The organism is Chromobacterium sp. FG22 (assembly GCF_057809415.1).
The window spans coordinates 136733-153664 of sequence record NZ_JBMDJX010000008.1; the positions used below are offsets into that span (position 1 = coordinate 136733).

Below are 16932 nucleotides of genomic sequence, written 5' to 3' on the forward strand. Positions count from 1 at the left end.
TTTGAAATCCATGCCTAACAATGAAGCAAGACCTGACCGCGTCCGCAGCGGGCGCGAGCGCAGAAAGAGACTTCATGCCGACGATCAAGAAACCAGCCGCCGCCGATAGCGGGCCCGCCGCCGGCAAACACCAACGCCGTCTGCGCGACTTGCTGAACCGCTACGACGCCGCCTTCGCCGCCGGCGCGTCGCTGGACAGCCTGTTGCGCCAGCTGGAGCAAGTGCGCGATTACGCGCTGCGCCACGCCATAGGCGAAGCGCAGATGCTGTCCGCGCTGGCCGCCCAGCCCGCGCTGCCGCAGGACAGCGCCGCCGGACGACAGGCGCGGCAGATGCTCACCGACATGACCCACAGCCTGGGGCGGCAGCTGCTGCAACCGGCGCTGAGCGCCGCCGCCAAACCCCAGCCGCCGCCGGCCCAGGCCATGCTGGAGCAATTGGACGACGGCGTGCTGCTGCTGGAGCCCAGCGGCCAGCAAGTGCTGTACGCCAACGCCGCGCTGATGGAATTGCTGGGCCTCGCCGAGCCGCCCGCCTATCCCCTCGCGCTCTCGGCGCTGGCGCCCGACAGCGGGCTGGCCGAAGCGCTGCGGCCGCTGCTGGCCCTGCCCAAGGACAAACCCAGCCAGATCGCCGCCACCCCGCTGCGCCGGCCGGACGGCGACGCCGGCCATGCCGACATCCGCGCGCGGCCGCTGCGGGCCGAAGGCCAGGACTGCCTGCTGCTGACCTTCCACGACGCCACCGACCGGCTCACCTCCGAGCAACTGCTGACCCGCCATCTGGACATCCTCGCGCAACTGGCCGGCCTGTCCGCCGAACTGGCCAGCCAACCGGCCGAACCGCTGTGGGCGCGCATGAGCGGCCTGCTGGAGCGCGTGGGACGATTCCTGGGCGCCGACCGCTGCCTGCTGGCCCTGCTCGACGCCGAAGGCAAGCAAGTGCGCATCGCCCGAGAATGGCGAAACGAGGCGCGGGCGGCCGGACCGCCGGCCGAGGCCCCGGCCATCCCCCGCTCCAAACTCTGCTGGCTGGAACAACAGCTGGGCCAGCAACGCACCTTGCAACTGAACGACAGCGCCGACGCGCCGGAAGCCGCCGCCGCGCTGCGCCAATTGCTGGGCGACAACGGCCAGAGCGCGCTGCTGGCCACGCTGCGGCCTCGCCAATGCTGGCGCGGCGTGCTGGCGGTCAGCGCGCCGACGCCGCATAGCTGGCTGTGGATAGAGCAACACATGCTGCAATCGGTGGCGGACATGCTGTCCAATTTCCTGGAGCGCAGCCAATACCACAGCGACGCTCAACGCCGTCAGAGCGAGGCGCTGGCCCAGGCGCGGATAGGCCATTGGGAATGGCGGCGCGGCGACGCCGTCCCGCATTGGTCGGAAGAGCTGTACCAATTGTGGCGGCTGGACCCGGCCCGGCCCCCTCCGCCGCTGGCGCGCTTGCCCGCCTTGCTGCCGCCCGCCGACTGGCCGCCGCTGCGCCGCTGCCTGCGCCAAGTGCTGCGCCGGCGCGAAACCGCGCAGCTTGACCACCGCATCCTGCTGCCGGACGGCGGCGACCGCCACGTGCGCCATCACATCTCGCTGGAACAGGACGGCCGCGGCCGCGTCGTCCGCCTGAGCGGCACCTTGCAGGACATCAGCGAATTCAAGCGCCGCGAACAGACCCTGCAGCAGGCCGCCGCCGTTTACGAACACACTTTGGAAGGGGTGATGATCGCCGACGCCGATCTGCGCATCCTCGACGTCAACCCGGCCTTCAGCGCGCTCACCGGCTACGCCCGCGCCGACCTCTTGGGCCAGAGCCCGCGCCTATTGCATTCCGGGCGCCACGACGCCGGCTTCTACCGCCGGCTGTGGCAGACCGTGGCGGAACACGGCCGCTGGCAAGGCGAAATCTGGAACCGGCACAAGGACGGCAGCGTGGCGCCGGCCTGGCTCACCGTCACCGCGGTGCGCGACGCCGACGGCGCGGTGCGCAACTACGTCGGCGTGTTCTCCGACATCGCCCAGATCAAGAAATCCGCCGCCGAAATGGCGCAGCTGGCGCATTACGACTCGCTGACCACCCTGCCCAACCGGCTGCTGTTCCTGTCGCGGCTGGAACACGCGATCCAGACCGCCAAACGCGAACGCCGCCGCGTGGCGGTCTTGTTCATCGATCTGGACAACTTCAAGCAGATCAACGACACCCGCGGCCACGGCGCCGGCGACCGCCTCTTGGTGGAAGTGGCCGCCCGGCTCAAGGACTGCCTGCGCGCCAACGACACCGTGGCCCGCATCGGCGGCGACGAATTCCTGATCCTGCTGGAGAACCAGAAAGCCGACAATCCGGTGATCGACATCGCCAACAAGATCGTCAAAGCCTGCGCCCGGCCGTTCCGCCTGGAAGAACAGGAGGTGGAAGTGGGCTGCAGCGTGGGCATCAGCATCTACCCGCGCGACGGCCAGGACGCGGAAACGCTGATGCGCAACGCCGACGCCGCCATGTACCAGGCCAAGAACGACGGCAAGGGCGCCTTCCGCTTTTACACCGAGGAGCTGACCCAGCGCGCGCGGCTGCGGGTGGAACAGGAACGCGAGCTGCGCCTGGCGCTGGAGCGGCGCGAGCTATTCCTGGTGTTCCAGCCCAAATATCATCTGCAAAGCGGCGCCCTGATCGGCGCCGAGGCCTTGCTGCGCTGGCAGCACCCGAGCCGGGGCCTGATCGGGCCGGACACCTTCATTCCGCTGGCCGAGGAAACCGGCCTGATCATCCCGATCGGCAGCTGGCTGATCCGCCACGCCTGCGGCATTCTGCGCCGCTGGAAGGACGCCGGCCTGTCGCCGGGCGTGCTCAGCCTCAATATCGCCGGCGCGCAAATCCAGCGCGCTCCCATTCTGCAAACCCTGAAGCAGGCGCTGCGCGACTGCCGGGTTCCGCCGCAGCAGATCGAACTGGAAATCACCGAGCGCTTCGTAATGAGCAATCCGGACGCGCATCTGTCGGTGCTGCGAGAGCTGCGCCAACTGGGCGTCGGCCTGTCCATCGACGATTTCGGCACCGGCTATTCCTCGCTCAGCTATCTGCGCCAATTGCCGGTGCAAACGCTGAAAATCGACCAATCGCTGGTGCGCGGCCTGCCGGACCGCGAGCACGAAACCAGCATCAGCCTGGCCATCATCTCGCTGGCCAAAACCCTGCACCTGGGCCTGGTGGCCGAAGGCGTGGAAAACGAAGCCCAGCGCCGCTTCCTGCTGGACGCCGGTTGCGAGCACGGCCAAGGTTTTCTCTATGCCCGGCCGATGCCGGAAAACGAATTCGCCGAACTGGTCAAGAAAGGCGGCGCGGCCCCGCTCCGCCTCTAAACTAAATGAACCGGTTTACGATCCGCCGCGCTTAGACGGGATAGCGGGACAAGGGCGCTGAAACCCGCTTGCCAATGCGATTTTCAACACAACGGCGACGGCGGCGGATAAATCCATCTCCCTGATTTTTTTGTGAAAACCGCCTCATCGCCGCGTCTGATTCGGCCATTGCCGGATAAATTCTTGTATTTTTCTGACAAATCAGTGCGTTAGATATATAATACCGTTCGCCTCAGATTTTCTGATCGTTCCGGCAGCTGCCTGTCGGACGCTCCGCCTTGCCTGAGGGCTGCCTGTGAAGCCAGCCCCTCCCTAGCTTGGTTACCGAATAGACGCGCCAATAGCACCCGCTCGCGGCAGTCCATGTGACTGCCGCTGTGGCTGTTGGCCTACCGTATTAGAAAGGAATCGTAATGTCCAAAGAAGACATGATCGAACTGGAAGGTGTTGTCATTGAAATGTTGCCCGAGTCCCGCTTCCGCGTGCGTCTGGACAACAACGTCGAAATCCTGGCCTATGGCTCGGGCAAGATGAAGATGCACCGTATTCGCGTTCTGGTAGGCGACCGCGTCACTGTAGAGATGTCGCCCTACGACTTGACCAAGGGCCGCATCAATTTCCGTCATCCGACGGCGCCGGCCGGCGGCGGCACGCCTCGCCCCCATCACAACCGACGCCGTTGATCTGCCGGCATGACCCGCTATCGCGGTCATGCCCTGGAGCAACATTTGCGAGTCAATGAACTCAAACCCGGCGATTACATCGCCGAACAACACGATAGCGCCGCAATCACATTTACCGTGATTGCGGTCAATGCAGTAGGACGTCACTGTCACGTCACTTTTTCGTCGGAACTGGGCCTGGATTCCGCCAGCTACCCGCACGACGCCTGGATCAACGCCTCTCGTCCCTGAGACGGCCGCACGGTCCGATTGACGCTCAACGCCGCACTCGTCCGGGATCTCACCCCGGCGCCCGCCGCGGCCGCTTCCGCCTTCTTCGCCCCTTCCGGCTTAGCCGCGCGCCGGCCGCATGGCCGCGTCAATCCCATTCTCCTTCAAAAAGTCGTTTGACATATCAAAAATTGGTTCCATAGTGGTATCTATGCCGTGCGTCGCGCGCGGCAGAAAACCATCTAGGGCAACCTCGAAAACCGCCGCGATCCGTTCAAGAGCAAGACGCGTCCTCTGACATCAGAACGCAAGCCCCGAGACTGCGCGCAAGGCAAAGCCAGAAGCCTGTGACTGAGCGAGGCCATCGGACCGCGCAGCGGGTGTGTCGAGGCCCCCATAAACGGCTGCGATGATTTCGCGCGGCGTCCCCCGCGCCGGCAGCCCGACAACAGGAGCCAACATGCGCAAACCCTTCACCGCCCTGCTGCTGAGCCTGGCCTGCCAGTCCGTTTTGGCCGCGCCCTGGAACGCCGGCGCCGTCTATCAGGCCGGACAGCAAGTCCAATGGCAAGGCCAGGATTGGCAGGCCAAATGGCGCACCCGCGCCGAAACGCCGGCCGCCAACCCCAGAGGCAGCTGGGCGCAGGCGGCGGCCCAGGCCACGGCTTTGGCCGAACCGGGCCAGCCTCAGCCGCCCACGCTGCAGCAAGCGCTGCAATACGAGGCCGCCCTGACCGACACCCCCTTCTTCCGCAACGTCAAAGCCTCGATCCGCACCCTGCCCAACGCCCAGGTGGAACAAGTGACCCCCGGCCGCGCCGCCAACCCGCTGAACGTGCGCCGGGTGGAGCGCCTGCTGCCTGCCACCAAGTGGGAGTATTACTTCTCCCGCCGCGACGCCAGCTACAGCTACCAGCGCTTCTTGCAGGCCATCGCCAAGTTCCCCGCCATCTGCGACGACTACGGCGACGGCCGCGACGGCGACGCCATCTGCCGCCACAGCCTGGCCACCATGTTCGCCCACTTCGCTCAGGAAACCGGCGACCACAACCGCAGCGACACGGTGCCGGAATGGCGGCAAGGCCTGAAATACCTGCGCGAAATGGGCTGCGCCGAAACCGGCCCCGGCTGCGGCTACAACACCGAATGCGCCGATCCGGTGTTCAACAAGGTGTGGACCTGCGGCAAAAACGCCGACGGCAGCTGGAAAAAGTACTTCGGCCGCGGCGCCAAGCAGCTGTCCTACAACTACAACTACGGCCCCTTCTCCCAAGCCATGCACGACGGCGACCAATCCGTGCTGCTGAAGAACCCGGACCTGGTGGCCTCCACTTGGCTCAACCTGAGCTCGGCCACCTTCTTCTTCGTCTTCCCGCAGCCGCCCAAGCCGTCGATGCTGCATGTGCTGGACGGCACTTGGATGCCCAACGCCGCGGACAAGGCCGCCGGCGCCGGCAACAACTTCGCCACCACCATCCAGATCATCAACGCCGAGTGCGGCGGCGGCACCGAGCGCCAGGCGGCGCAGAACCGCATCGATTACTACCGCCAGTTCGCCAAGGACCTGGGCTGGGACTACGGCAACGAGCAGCTGTCCTGCGCCAATATGCAGCGCTTCAGCGCCGCCAGCTCCGCCGCCTACAACATCTATTGGGAAAAGGACTGGAAATGGGGCAATGACTACAAATGCCAGCTGGTGAACTACCAGACCCCGTACAGCGCGCTGCAAGCCGGCAACTACCAGCGCTGCGTCGAGGACAACTGGAACGTCAAACTCAAATGAAATCGGCCGGCTCCGCTCGCGCGGGGCCGGCCTCGCCAACGACTGTTGTTCACCCGTGTTTCACCTCCTGTCCATTGGCCTTGTCTCCGCTCCACGATAAGAGCGGCTAACAAACCCCTGATGCTGCGTTGCGCCGACTTGTCGTACTCAAGTACTGCCTGCGTCGGCACGCCTTGCCTCAGCCGTAAAACTGATTTTTGTTAGCCACTCTAAGACATCGCGGCTAAACGCCGCGTCAATCCGGCCGCATCCTCGCTAAAAATCGCGTCAAGAATTCCCTTGGGCACGGCGCTTGCTTCAGCCAAGCCGTCCCTTCTCCCCGGTGCCGCAATGTCTACGCCTCCGCCGCTGCGCCTGCTGCTGGTCAACGACCACGCCAAAACCATCGCCTCGCTGCGCCAGGCGCTGGCGCGCGCCGGCTACGCCGTCGTCGCCGAAGTGGACGGCGCCGCCGCGCTGCTGCAGGCGGTGGAGCGGCTGCGGCCGGACGTGGTGATCGTGGACACCGAATCCCCGTCGCGCGACACCCTGGAACAACTGGCGCTGCTGGGCGAGATCGCGCCGCACCCGGTGGTGATGTTCGCCGACCAGGGCGACCTGCCCACCATAGAAGCCGCGGTCCACGCCGGCGTGGCGGCCTATGTGGTGGACCAGGCCGACGCGGCGCGGCTGGCGCCCATCATCGACCTGGCCCGCGCCCGCTTCGCCGAGGACGCCCGGCTGCGACAGCGGCTGGCGGTGGCGGAACAGCAACTGGCCGAACGCAAGCTGATCGAGCGCGCCAAGGGCATTCTGATGGACAAGCGCCGGCTCAGCGAAAACGACGCCTACCAAGCGCTGCGCCGGCAGGCGATGCGCGAGGGCCTGCGCGTCGCCGATCTCGCCCGACAACTGATCCAGGCCGCCGAACTGCTAGGCTGAGCCGCGAGGAAATCCCATGACCGTCCCCCACCGCCTGCGCCTGGGCTATCTGCCGCTGACCGACAGCGCGCCGCTGATCGTCGCGCGCCAGCTCGGCCTGGACCGCCGCCACGGCCTGGAACTGGAATTGCTGCGCCAGCCTTCGTGGAGCGCGGTGCGCGACAAGCTGCTGGACGGCCGCCTGCACGCCGCCGCGGCGCTGTACGGTCTGGCCTACGGCATGCAGCTGGGCCTCGCCGGCCCGCAAGCGGACATGGCGCTGCTGATGACGCTGAACCAGAACGGCCAGGCCATCACCCTCAGCCACCCGTTGGCCGACGCTCTGGCCGCGGCGCCGCAGCAGGCCTTGCCGCGCCGCGTCCGCCAAGGCGGCGCGCCGCTGACGCTGGCCCACACCTTTCCCGCCGGCACCCACGCGTTGTGGCTCAATTACTGGCTGGCGGCGCAAGGCCTGGACCCGCTGCGCGACGCGCGCCTGGTGGTGATTCCGCCGCCGCAGATGGGCGCGGCGCTGGAAGCCGGCCAGCTGGACGGTTTTTGCGCCGGCGAGCCCTGGCACCAGCAGGCGGCGGCGCGCCAGGCCGGCCGCATCGCCGTCGCCAGCGGCGAGATCTGGCCCGGCCACCCGGAAAAAGCCCTGCTCTGCCGCCGTGGTTTCGCGCAAGAAGAACCGGCCGCCGCCGCCGCGCTGATCATGGCGCTGCTGGAAGCCTGCCGCTGGCTGGAGCACGGCGAAAACCGCCGCCAGGCGGCGCGCTGGCTGGCGCGGCCGGAGCATATCGCCCTGCCGGAAACGCTGATCGCCGCCACCCTGCCCTCGGCCGCCGCCGGCGCGTCGGCGCTGCGCTTCTTCGACCAGGGCCGGGTCAACTATCCCTATCCGTCCGACGGCGTCTGGTTCATCGACCAGTTCCGGCGCTGGGGCTGGCTGCGCGGCGACGAGGACGCGCAGGCCGTGGCCGCCGCGGTGAGCCAGAGCCGGCTTTACCGGCAGGCGGCGGACGCGCTGGGCCTGCCCGCGCCGGCCCGGCCGCAGCGCCGCAGCCGGCTGTGCGACGGCGTGGAGTGGGACGGGCGGCCGCGCTACCCGGCGACGGAGCGTCTGCTTGATTAAGCCCCGCATGTTGCAACGCACAAACTCAGTGCGCGGCCGGCTATTTTCGCACCAGCGCGGTGCGGCTTCCCGCCGCGAATCCACGCGAAACCCGGATTTCCGGCTCGCGGAGGCTGGCACGGCGTTTGCATAAGTCAAGCCGGGCCTGGCACAAAGACGTGCCCCGCCCACCCCAAATGCTTGTCCGGCCAATGGCGGCCGGGACGGCAACGGACAACGGCGTCCGCTCCTGCTATCACCGAGGAGCGAACGCCGTTTTTATTTTGGCCGGCCCCCGGCCGCTCGCGGCACAGGAGTTTCGCATGGACCATTCTTTCTGGCACACCGGGCACAAGCCCACCTTGCTGTCCGCCTTTCTCTACTTCGACCTCAGCTTCATGGTCTGGTATCTGCTGGGCCCGCTGCAGGTGCCCATCGCCGCCGCGCTGGACCTGGACACCCAAGAACGCGCGCTGATGGTGGCCACTCCCATCCTGGCCGGCGCGCTGCTGCGGCTGGCCGTCGGCATGCTGGCGGACCGCATCGGCGCCAAGCGCACCGGGCTGATCGCCCAGATCGTCGTCATCGCCGCCTTGCTCGCCGCCTGGCGCGTCGGCCTCTCCAGCCTGGGCGGCGCGCTGCTGCTGGGCCTGTTCCTCGGCGTGGCCGGCGCCTCCTTCGCCGTGGCGCTGCCGCTAGCCTCGCGCTGGTATCCGCCGGCGCATCAGGGCACGGCGCTGGGCATCGCCGGCGCCGGCAACTCCGGCACCGTGCTGGCGGCGCTGTTCGCGCCGGCGCTGGCGCTGCAGTTCGGCTGGCAGAACGTGTTCGGCCTCGCCTGTCTGCCGCTGCTGCTGGCGCTGCTGCTGTTCGCCCGGCTGGCCAAGGACGCGCCGGGCGCGCCGCCGCCCAAGCGCTGGGCCGATTATCTGGCGGTGCTGGCTCAGCGCGACGCCTGGTGGCTGATGCTGTTCTACGCCATCACCTTCGGCGGTTTCGCCGGCTTCGCCAGCGCGCTGCCCGGCTATTTCCACGACCAGTTCGGCTTCGACGCCAAGACCGCCGGGCTCTATACCGCCGCCTGCGTGTTCGCCGGCTCGATGATGCGGCCGCTGGGCGGCGTGCTGGCGGACCGCGTCGGCGGCACCCGCTCGCTGCTGGCCGTCTACCTGGCGGTGGCGGCGCTGCTGTTCGCCGCCGGACTGGAAGCGGGCGGCGCCGGCGGCGCGCTGCTGCTGTTCGTGCTGGCCATGCTCTGCCTCGGCGCCGGCAACGGCGCGGTGTTCCAGCTGGTGCCGCAGCGCTTCGGCGGCGAGATCGGCGCGGTCACCGGCCTGATCGGCATGGCCGGCGGCGTCGGCGGCTTCCTGCTGGCGGCCGGCCTGGGCGTGATCAAGCAGGCCAGCGGCGGCTACGCCATCGGACTGTGGCTGTACGCCGCGCTGGCCTTGGCCGGCTGGGCCGGCCTGGCCGGGCTGCGCCAGCGCTGGCGCGCCGGCTGGTCTCTCGCCAGCGCCCGGCTCTGAACCCGCGAGGACATCCATCATGACCAAACCCAAACTCGTGGTGGTCGGCAACGGCATGGCCGGCATCCGCACCGTGGAAGAGCTGCTGACGCTGGCGCCGGACCTGTACGACATCACCGTGTTCGGCGCCGAGCCGCACCCCAATTACAACCGCATCCAGCTGTCGCCGGTGCTGGCCGGCGAACAGACCTTCGACGACATCGTGCTCAATCCGCGCGCCTGGTACGCCGAACGCGGCATCAGCCTTTACACCGGCAAGACCGTGGTGGAACTGGACCGCGCGCGCCGCCTGGTGCGCGCCGACGACGGCAGCGTCGCCTCTTACGACAGGCTGCTGCTCGCCACCGGCTCGCTGCCGGTGATGCTGCCGCTGCCGGGCCGCGATCTCGCCGGCGTCATCGGCTACCGCGACATCCGCGACACCGAAGCCATGCTGGCGGCCAGCGCCGGCGGCGGCCGGGCGGTGGTGATAGGCGGCGGCCTGCTCGGCCTGGAAGCCGCCTACGGCCTGAAGCAGCGCGGCATGGACGTCACCGTGGTCCACCTGGCGGACTGGCTGCTGGAAAGACAACTGGACCCCGCTGCCGCCCAGTTGCTGCAGGCCTCGCTGGAAGCGCGCGGCCTGCGCTTCCTGCTGGGCCGCCAGACCGCCGCGCTGCTGGACGACGGCCATGGCGCGGTGGCGGCGGCGCGGCTCGCCGACGGCGAAACCCTGGAGGCCAAGCTGGTGGTGATGGCGGTGGGCATACGCCCCAATATCGCGCTGGCCGCCGGCGCCGGCCTGCACTGCGAGCGCGGCGTGGTGGTCAGCGACGCGCTGCAGACCTTCGACCCGCGCATCTACGCGGTGGGCGAATGCGTCAGCCACCGCGGCGTCTGCTACGGACTGGTGGCGCCGCTGTTCGAACAGGCCAAGGTCTGCGCCAACCATCTGGCCCAACTGGGCAGCAGCCGCTACCAGGGCTCGGTGATGGCCACCAAGCTCAAGGTCACCGGCATCGATCTGTTCTCCGCCGGCGACTTCATCGGCGGCGGCGATTGCGAAGAGATCGTGCTGTCCGACCCGGCCGGCGGCCTGTACAAGAAACTGGTGCTGCGCGAGGACAAGCTGATCGGCGTCTGCCTGTACGGCGACACCGCCGACGGCGCCTGGTACTTCAAGCTGCTGCGCGAACAGCGCGCGATAGGCGATCTGCGCGAGCGGCTGATCTTCGGCGAAACCGCCATCGGCGACGTCGGCGTCCAAGGCCAGAGCCGCGCCGCCGGCATGCGGGACGGCGACGAAGTCTGCGGCTGCAACGGCGTCAGCAAGGGCGCCATCGTCAAAGCGATCAAGGAAAACGGCCTGTTCACCCTGGACGAGGTCAAGCAATGCACCAAGGCCGGCAGCTCCTGCGGCTCCTGCAGCGGCCTGGTGGAACAGATCCTGATGAACACCGTGGGCTCCAGCTTCCAGGAAGCGCCCAAGACCAAGGCCGTCTGCGGCTGCACCGATCACAGCCACGCCGAGGTGCGCAAGGCCATCCGCGACCACCGCCTGCTGGACCACGCCGCGGTCTACCACTTCCTGGAATGGCGCACCCCCAACGGCTGCGCCAGCTGCCGCCCGGCGATCAACTACTACCTGCTGTCCACCTGGCCGCGCGAGGCGGTGGACGATCCGCAAAGCCGCTTCGTCAACGAGCGGGTGCACGCCAATATCCAGAAGGACGGCACCTTCTCGGTGATCCCGCAGATGAAGGGCGGCGTCACCAACGCCGCCGAGCTGCGCCGCATCGCCGACGTGGCCGACAAATACCGGGTGCCCATGCTCAAGGTCACCGGCGGCCAGCGCATCGACCTGCTGGGCATCCGCAAGGAAGACCTGATCGATGTCTGGAGAGACCTGGGCATGCAATCCGGCCACGCCTACGGCAAATCCATCCGCACCGTGAAAACCTGCGTCGGCAGCGAATTCTGCCGCTTCGGCACCCAGAACAGCACCCAGATGGGCATAGACCTGGAAACCATGCTGGCCAATATGTGGGCGCCGCACAAGGTCAAGCTGGCGGTGTCCGGCTGCCCGCGCAACTGCGCCGAAGCCGGCATCAAGGACGTGGGCGTGATCGCGGTGGACTCCGGCTGGGAGCTGTACGTGGGCGGCAACGGCGGCATCAAGACCGAGGTGGCGCAATTCCTGTGCAAGGTGAAGACCGCCGAGGAAGTGAAGGAATACAGCGGCGCCTTCCTGCAGCTCTACCGCGAGGAAGGCTATTACCTGGACCGCACCGTCCGCTACATCGCCCGCGTCGGCCTGGATTACGTCAAAGCGCGGGTGGTGGACGACGCCGCCAACCGCCAGGCCTTGTACCAGCGGCTGCTGTTCGCGCTGGAAGGCTTGCCCGACCCCTGGGCCGCCCGCATCGCCGGCGCGCAGCGCCAGGAATACATCCCCTTGAAAGTCATCGCCTGAGGCCGCCATGGAACCCACCCCGCCCCCCTCCTCCCGCTGGCTGCGCATCTGCGCGCTGGACGACATCCCGCTGCTGGGCAGCCGCGTGCTGGCGCGCGACGACGGCGACATCGCCCTGTTCCGGCCGCAGCCGCAGCAAGTGTTCGCGCTCTTGGACCGCTGCCCGCACAAGGGCGGCCCGCTGAGCCAGGGCCTGGTGCACGGCGCGGCGGTCACCTGCCCGCTGCACGGCTGGACCCTCAATCTGGACGACGGCGAAGCCCAGGCGCCTGACCGCGGCTGCGCGCGACGCTTCCCGGTCAGCCTGCGGGACGGCGACGTCTACCTGCAACTGTGAACCCGGGGACCGCGCCATGACCACCACCCCCTCCACCTGCTGTTACTGCGGCGTCGGCTGCGGCGTGCTGATCCACAGCGACGGCGCGCGCGTCACCGGCGTGGAAGGCGATCCGGCCCACCCGGCCAACCACGGCCGGCTGTGCACCAAGGGCCTGGCGCTGGCGGACAGCTGCGCCAGCCTGTCCGGCCGCGCGCTGCACCCCGAACTGCGGCTGACCCGCGACGCCGCGCGCCGGCGCGTGGACTGGGACAGCGCGCTGGACACCGTGGCCGAGCGGCTGGCCGGCGTCATCCGCCGCCACGGGCCGGACGCGGTGGCGGTCTACGCCTCCGGCCAGCTGCTGACCGAGGACTACTATCTGTTCAACAAGCTGACCAAGGGCCTGATCGGCAGCAACAATATCGACACCAACTCCCGGCTGTGCATGTCCAGCGCCGTCAGCGGCTACAAGCTGGCGCTGGGCGCCGACGGCCCGCCCACCTGCTACCAGGACCTGGACCTGGCCGATTGCGTGCTGCTGGCCGGCAGCAATACGGCCTACGCCCACCCGGTGCTGTTCCGCCGGCTGGAGGCGGCCAAGGCGGCGCGGCCGGACCGCAAATGGATCGTGGTGGACCCGCGCCGCACCGACACCGCGGCGCTGGCGGACCTGCATCTGCAGATCCAGCCCGGCAGCGACGTGGCGCTGTTCAACGGCATGCTGCACCACCTGATCTGGGAAGGGCTGATAGACGAGAGCTACATCGCCGCCCACACCGAGGGCTTCGACGCGCTCAAGCGCCTGCTGCGCGACTATTCGCCGCGCCAGGCCGCCGGCCTGTGCGGCATCGCCGAAGCCGATCTGACCACCGCCGCCGAATGGTTCGGCCGCAGCCCGGCCAGCCTGTCGCTGTACTGCATGGGCTTGAACCAGTCCAGCCACGGCACCGCCAAAAACCTGGCGCTGATCAATCTGCACCTGGCCGCCGGCCAGATCGGCCGCCCCGGCGCCGGCCCCTTCTCGCTAACCGGCCAGCCCAACGCCATGGGCGGCCGCGAAGTGGGCGGCATGGCCACCATGCTGGCCGCCCACCGCGATATCGCCAACCCGCAACACCGCGCCGAAGTGGCCGCCCACTGGGGCGTGCCGCCGGAGCGGCTCTCCGACCGCCCCGGCCTGCCGGCCATCGCGCTGTTCGACGCGCTCAAGGCCGGCCGGGTCAAGGCGGTGTGGATAGTCTGCACCAATCCCGCCCACTCCTTGCCGGACCTGGAGCAAGCGCGCCAGGCGCTGGCCCAGGCCGAATTCGTCATCGTCCAGGACGCCTACGCCGACACCGACACCGCCGCCTGCGCCGACGCGCTGCTGCCCGCCGCCAGCTGGGGCGAAAAAGAAGGCACGGTCACCAACTCCGAACGCCGCATCAGCCGGGTGCGCGCCGCCGTGCCGCCGCCGGGCGAGGCGCGCGCCGACGGCTGGATCGCCGCCGAAGTGGGCCGCCGGCTGGAACGGCTGCTCTACCCGGACGCGCCCAGCCTGTTCGAACACAGCGAACCGGCGGCGGTGTTCGCCGAACACGCGGCGCTGACCGCCGGCCGCGATCTGGACCTCAGCGGCCTCAGCCACGCGCGGCTGGAGCGGGACGGCCCGCAGCAATGGCCGTTCCCGGCCGGCGCGGCCGCCGGCCAGGCTCGGCGTTACGAGGACGGCCGCTTTGCCACCGCCAACGGCCTCGCGCTGTTCCACGCCACGCCCTACCGGCCGCCGGCGGACGCGGTCAACGCCCATTACCCCTTCCGCCTGCTCACCGGCCGGCTGCGCGACCAATGGCACGGCATGAGCCGCAGCGGCCGGGTGGCGCGGCTGTTCTCCCACGCGCCGGAACCGACGCTGGACATGCACCCGGCCGACGCCGCCCACCGCGGCCTCCAGGCCGGCGAACTGGTCAGGGTGGAAAGCCGGCGCGGCGGTCTGGTGCTGCCGCTGGCGCTTTGCGAGGAACTGCCGGGCGGCAGCGTGTTCGCCGCCATGCACTGGAGCGGCCAGCATCTGGACAGCGGCGGCGTCAACCAGGCCTGCTCGCCGGCGGTGGACCCGCAATCGTTCCAGCCCGAACTCAAGCACGCCGCGGTGCGGGTGGAACGCGCCGAACTGCCGTGGCGGGTGCGCGCCGCCAGCCGCCACCCGGACCTGCCGGCGCTGCGCGCGCGGCTGCAGCCCTTGCTGGCCGGCTGCGGCTACGCCGCGCTCAGCCTGCGCCCGCCGGACATCCTGGTGCTGAACGCCGCCCACGCCCAGCCGCGGCCGGACTGGCTGGCCGAGCTGACTTGGCTGCTGGACCTGGACGGCGGCCCGCAGCTGCAAACCTTCAGCGACGCGCGCCGCGGCCTGGAACAACGCATCGCCTGGCGCGACGACGCGCCCTGGGCCTACGTCTTCGCCGGCGGCCAGGACGACGGCGCGCGGCTGCTGGCCGCGATGCAAAGCGGCCGGCCCTGGCCCGGCAGCCGGCTCAGCGCGCTGGTTCCCGGCGCCGCGGCCGCGCCCGCCGCCGCGCGCATCGTCTGCAACTGCCTGCAAGTGGACGCCGAGCGCATCCAGGCGGCCATCGCCGACGGCGCGGATCTGGCCGGACTCAAGACGCGGCTGGGTTGCGGCGGCGTTTGCGGCTCCTGTCTGCCGGAGCTGAAACGCATGCTGGCGCGACAGGCGGAACGGGAATATTGAAACCCCGGCGCGGAACTCTATGCTAAGGGAGTCCGGCGCTGTTACCCTCTGCGCAGGCGATAGCGATGGATGCGTGGATTGGGCTTGAAACAGATAGGACTGCTGATCGCGGCGCTGGCCGCGCAGCCGGCGGCGGCGGCGACGCTGGACATGGTTTACGGCGCGGTGGCCTCGGACCCGTATATGAGCGGCGAAGGCGATCAAATGCCGCCCCACCCCGGCGCGGTGGTGGAAATGGCGCAGGCGGCGGCCAAGGGCTGCCGGATCGCGCTTAAGCTGTCGCGGCTGCCGGGCAAGCGCCTGCTCACCGAGATGCAGCACGATCAGCACGACGCCGCCTTCATGTTCTCCCACAACAAAGAACGCGAAGCCTATTTCGATTACCCGATGCAGGGCGAGGAACCCGACCCGCGCTACCGGCTGACCACGCTGGCCTACTCCTTGTACGCGCTGAAAAACGCGCCGCCGGCCTGGAACGGCAAGAACCTGCCGGCGCTGGGCGCCATCGGCGTCAACGCCGGCTGGTCCATCGCCGACGATCTGCGCGCCAAGGGCGCCCAGGTGGAGGCCGCCAAAGACACCGAGATGAACTTCCGCAAACTGCTGGCCCGCCACATCGCCGCCTACGCCACGCAGAACCACATCGGCGACCGCTATCTGGAAGACCACCCGCAAGCCGGCATCGTCCGCCTGCAGCCGCCGCTGTCGCGCAAGGACTACTATCTGGTGTTGGGCAAGCGCTGGCACCGGGACAATCCGGCCCTGGCGCGCTGCCTGTGGCAGCAGATAGGCAAACTGCGCGAAACCCTGCTGCCCGCGCTGCTGCGCCGCCCCTGGTACCAACAACCCTGAGAGGGCGTTTACCATCTCGCGAGCCAAGGCGAGACCAGGCCTTGCGGCGGAAGCAGCGGAGTATACAAGGGCCGTTCTCAACGCCGTATCGCCGACGCGCAGCAGATCGTCAACCGACTCTGAGCCGGGCCGGCGCTCAAACCGGCTCGCCGCCCAACTCCGCCGTCAGCTCCTCCACCTCCAGCAAATGGGCGCGGTCGTGCTGCAGCATGTCCTCGGCCAAATCCTCCAGACTCATCCGCCGCTCGCCGCCAAACAGGCATAGCCGCCCGCGCTGGGCCGCTTCGGCGCCGGCCAGCGCTGTCAGCAAATGCCGCCGTCCGGCCAGGAAATCGTCCAGGGCCGCTGAGCCGTCCTGCTCCAGATAAGCCAGTTCGCGCGACATTTCAGTGCCGTCTACCGACGGAATATCCGGCATGTCCTCGGTCAATACCCTTGCCACCCTTTGGCAGAAAATCCGGTCCAGATCGCGCAGATGGCAGGCATGCTCCACCGCGGCAAAATCGATGCCGTCCGGCCGCCGCCGCCAGTCCGCGGCCGGAATCACGCGCAGCGCCGCCGCCAACTGGGCCGGCATCGCCCGCAGCGCCTCCAGCCGCTGCTCCCAGTCCAACTGTTGCGGCCGAGGCGTCCACACCACCCCATAAGTGAAATAACCGCCCGGTACCCGGCCGCGCGGCCGCAACACCTCGTGATAATGGCGACGCATCACCTCCGCCACCATCGCGCCGCAAAACTGGCGCGCGCTGGCGTCCGCCTCCACTTCCGGAAACAGCTGGCGCACATCGTGGACGATGGCCGCAATCGCCGGCACTTCGGCGCGCGACAAGGCCGCGTATTCCACATAACGCTGCGGCGTGTCGATCAAAGCCTCCAACTGGCGGCCCAACGCCTGTTCGCGAAAGACATCAAAACGGGAGTGCATAAGGGCCTCTTATATAACGTATCAAAATGATACCTTAGTAAACGGCGCAACAAGCGTCAAGTCTGATTTTTGTCATAATTAATCAAA

General features: G+C 68.6%; 12 protein-coding genes. 11 read left to right on the plus strand and 1 reads right to left on the minus strand.

What is annotated here, in order from left to right; translation table 11 throughout:
* The first annotated feature begins 74 nt into the window (after positions 1-74).
* The 11 genes from ACODSD_RS10390 (at position 75) to ACODSD_RS10440 (ending at position 15920) form a co-directional block, all read left to right on the plus strand.
* Positions 75-3353: a sensor domain-containing protein gene (locus tag ACODSD_RS10390; protein WP_488877323.1), complete on the plus strand. Its 3279-nt coding sequence runs from the start codon at positions 75-77 to the stop codon at positions 3351-3353.
* Positions 3354-3766: 413 nt separating this feature from the next.
* Entirely contained in the window at positions 3767-4036 is a 270-nt protein-coding gene (gene infA, locus ACODSD_RS10395; protein ID WP_019104365.1) for a translation initiation factor IF-1, read from the plus strand.
* 9 nt (positions 4037-4045) lie between these two features.
* Positions 4046-4267, plus strand: a complete 222-nt coding sequence (locus ACODSD_RS10400; protein WP_048409173.1) for a hypothetical protein — start codon at positions 4046-4048, stop codon at positions 4265-4267.
* Positions 4268-4706: 439 nt separating this feature from the next.
* Positions 4707-6029: a glycoside hydrolase family 19 protein gene (locus tag ACODSD_RS10405; protein WP_488877324.1), complete on the plus strand. Its 1323-nt coding sequence runs from the start codon at positions 4707-4709 to the stop codon at positions 6027-6029.
* Positions 6030-6359: 330 nt separating this feature from the next.
* A complete protein-coding gene (locus ACODSD_RS10410) occupies positions 6360-6950 on the plus strand; it encodes an ANTAR domain-containing response regulator (protein ID WP_488877325.1) in 591 nt (196 codons plus the stop codon).
* 16 nt (positions 6951-6966) lie between these two features.
* Positions 6967-8064: a CmpA/NrtA family ABC transporter substrate-binding protein gene (locus tag ACODSD_RS10415; RefSeq protein ID WP_227107586.1), complete on the plus strand. Its 1098-nt coding sequence runs from the start codon at positions 6967-6969 to the stop codon at positions 8062-8064.
* 302 nt (positions 8065-8366) lie between these two features.
* On the plus strand, positions 8367-9569 hold the full coding sequence (locus ACODSD_RS10420; RefSeq protein WP_488877326.1) for an MFS transporter: 1203 nt from the start codon (positions 8367-8369) through the stop codon (positions 9567-9569).
* A 19-nt stretch (positions 9570-9588) separates the two neighbouring features.
* Complete coding sequence (gene nirB / locus ACODSD_RS10425; RefSeq protein WP_488877327.1) at positions 9589-12021, plus strand: nitrite reductase large subunit NirB; 2433 nt, start codon at positions 9589-9591, stop codon at positions 12019-12021.
* A gap of 7 nt (positions 12022-12028) precedes the next feature.
* Entirely contained in the window at positions 12029-12358 is a 330-nt protein-coding gene (nirD, locus tag ACODSD_RS10430; protein ID WP_048409167.1) for a nitrite reductase small subunit NirD, read from the plus strand.
* Positions 12359-12374: 16 nt separating this feature from the next.
* Positions 12375-15068 carry a nitrate reductase gene (locus ACODSD_RS10435; protein WP_488877328.1) on the plus strand — a complete coding sequence of 898 codons (2694 nt, stop codon included), beginning with the start codon at positions 12375-12377 and terminating at the stop codon, positions 15066-15068.
* An 84-nt stretch (positions 15069-15152) separates the two neighbouring features.
* Positions 15153-15920: a type 2 periplasmic-binding domain-containing protein gene (locus ACODSD_RS10440; RefSeq protein ID WP_227107578.1), complete on the plus strand. Its 768-nt coding sequence runs from the start codon at positions 15153-15155 to the stop codon at positions 15918-15920.
* Positions 15921-16056: 136 nt separating this feature from the next.
* Here the strand turns inward: ACODSD_RS10440 and ACODSD_RS10445 are convergent, their stop codons facing one another.
* Complete coding sequence (locus ACODSD_RS10445; protein ID WP_107800274.1) at positions 16057-16845, minus strand: DinB family protein; 789 nt, start codon at positions 16843-16845, stop codon at positions 16057-16059.
* Positions 16846-16932: the final 87 nt, after the last annotated feature.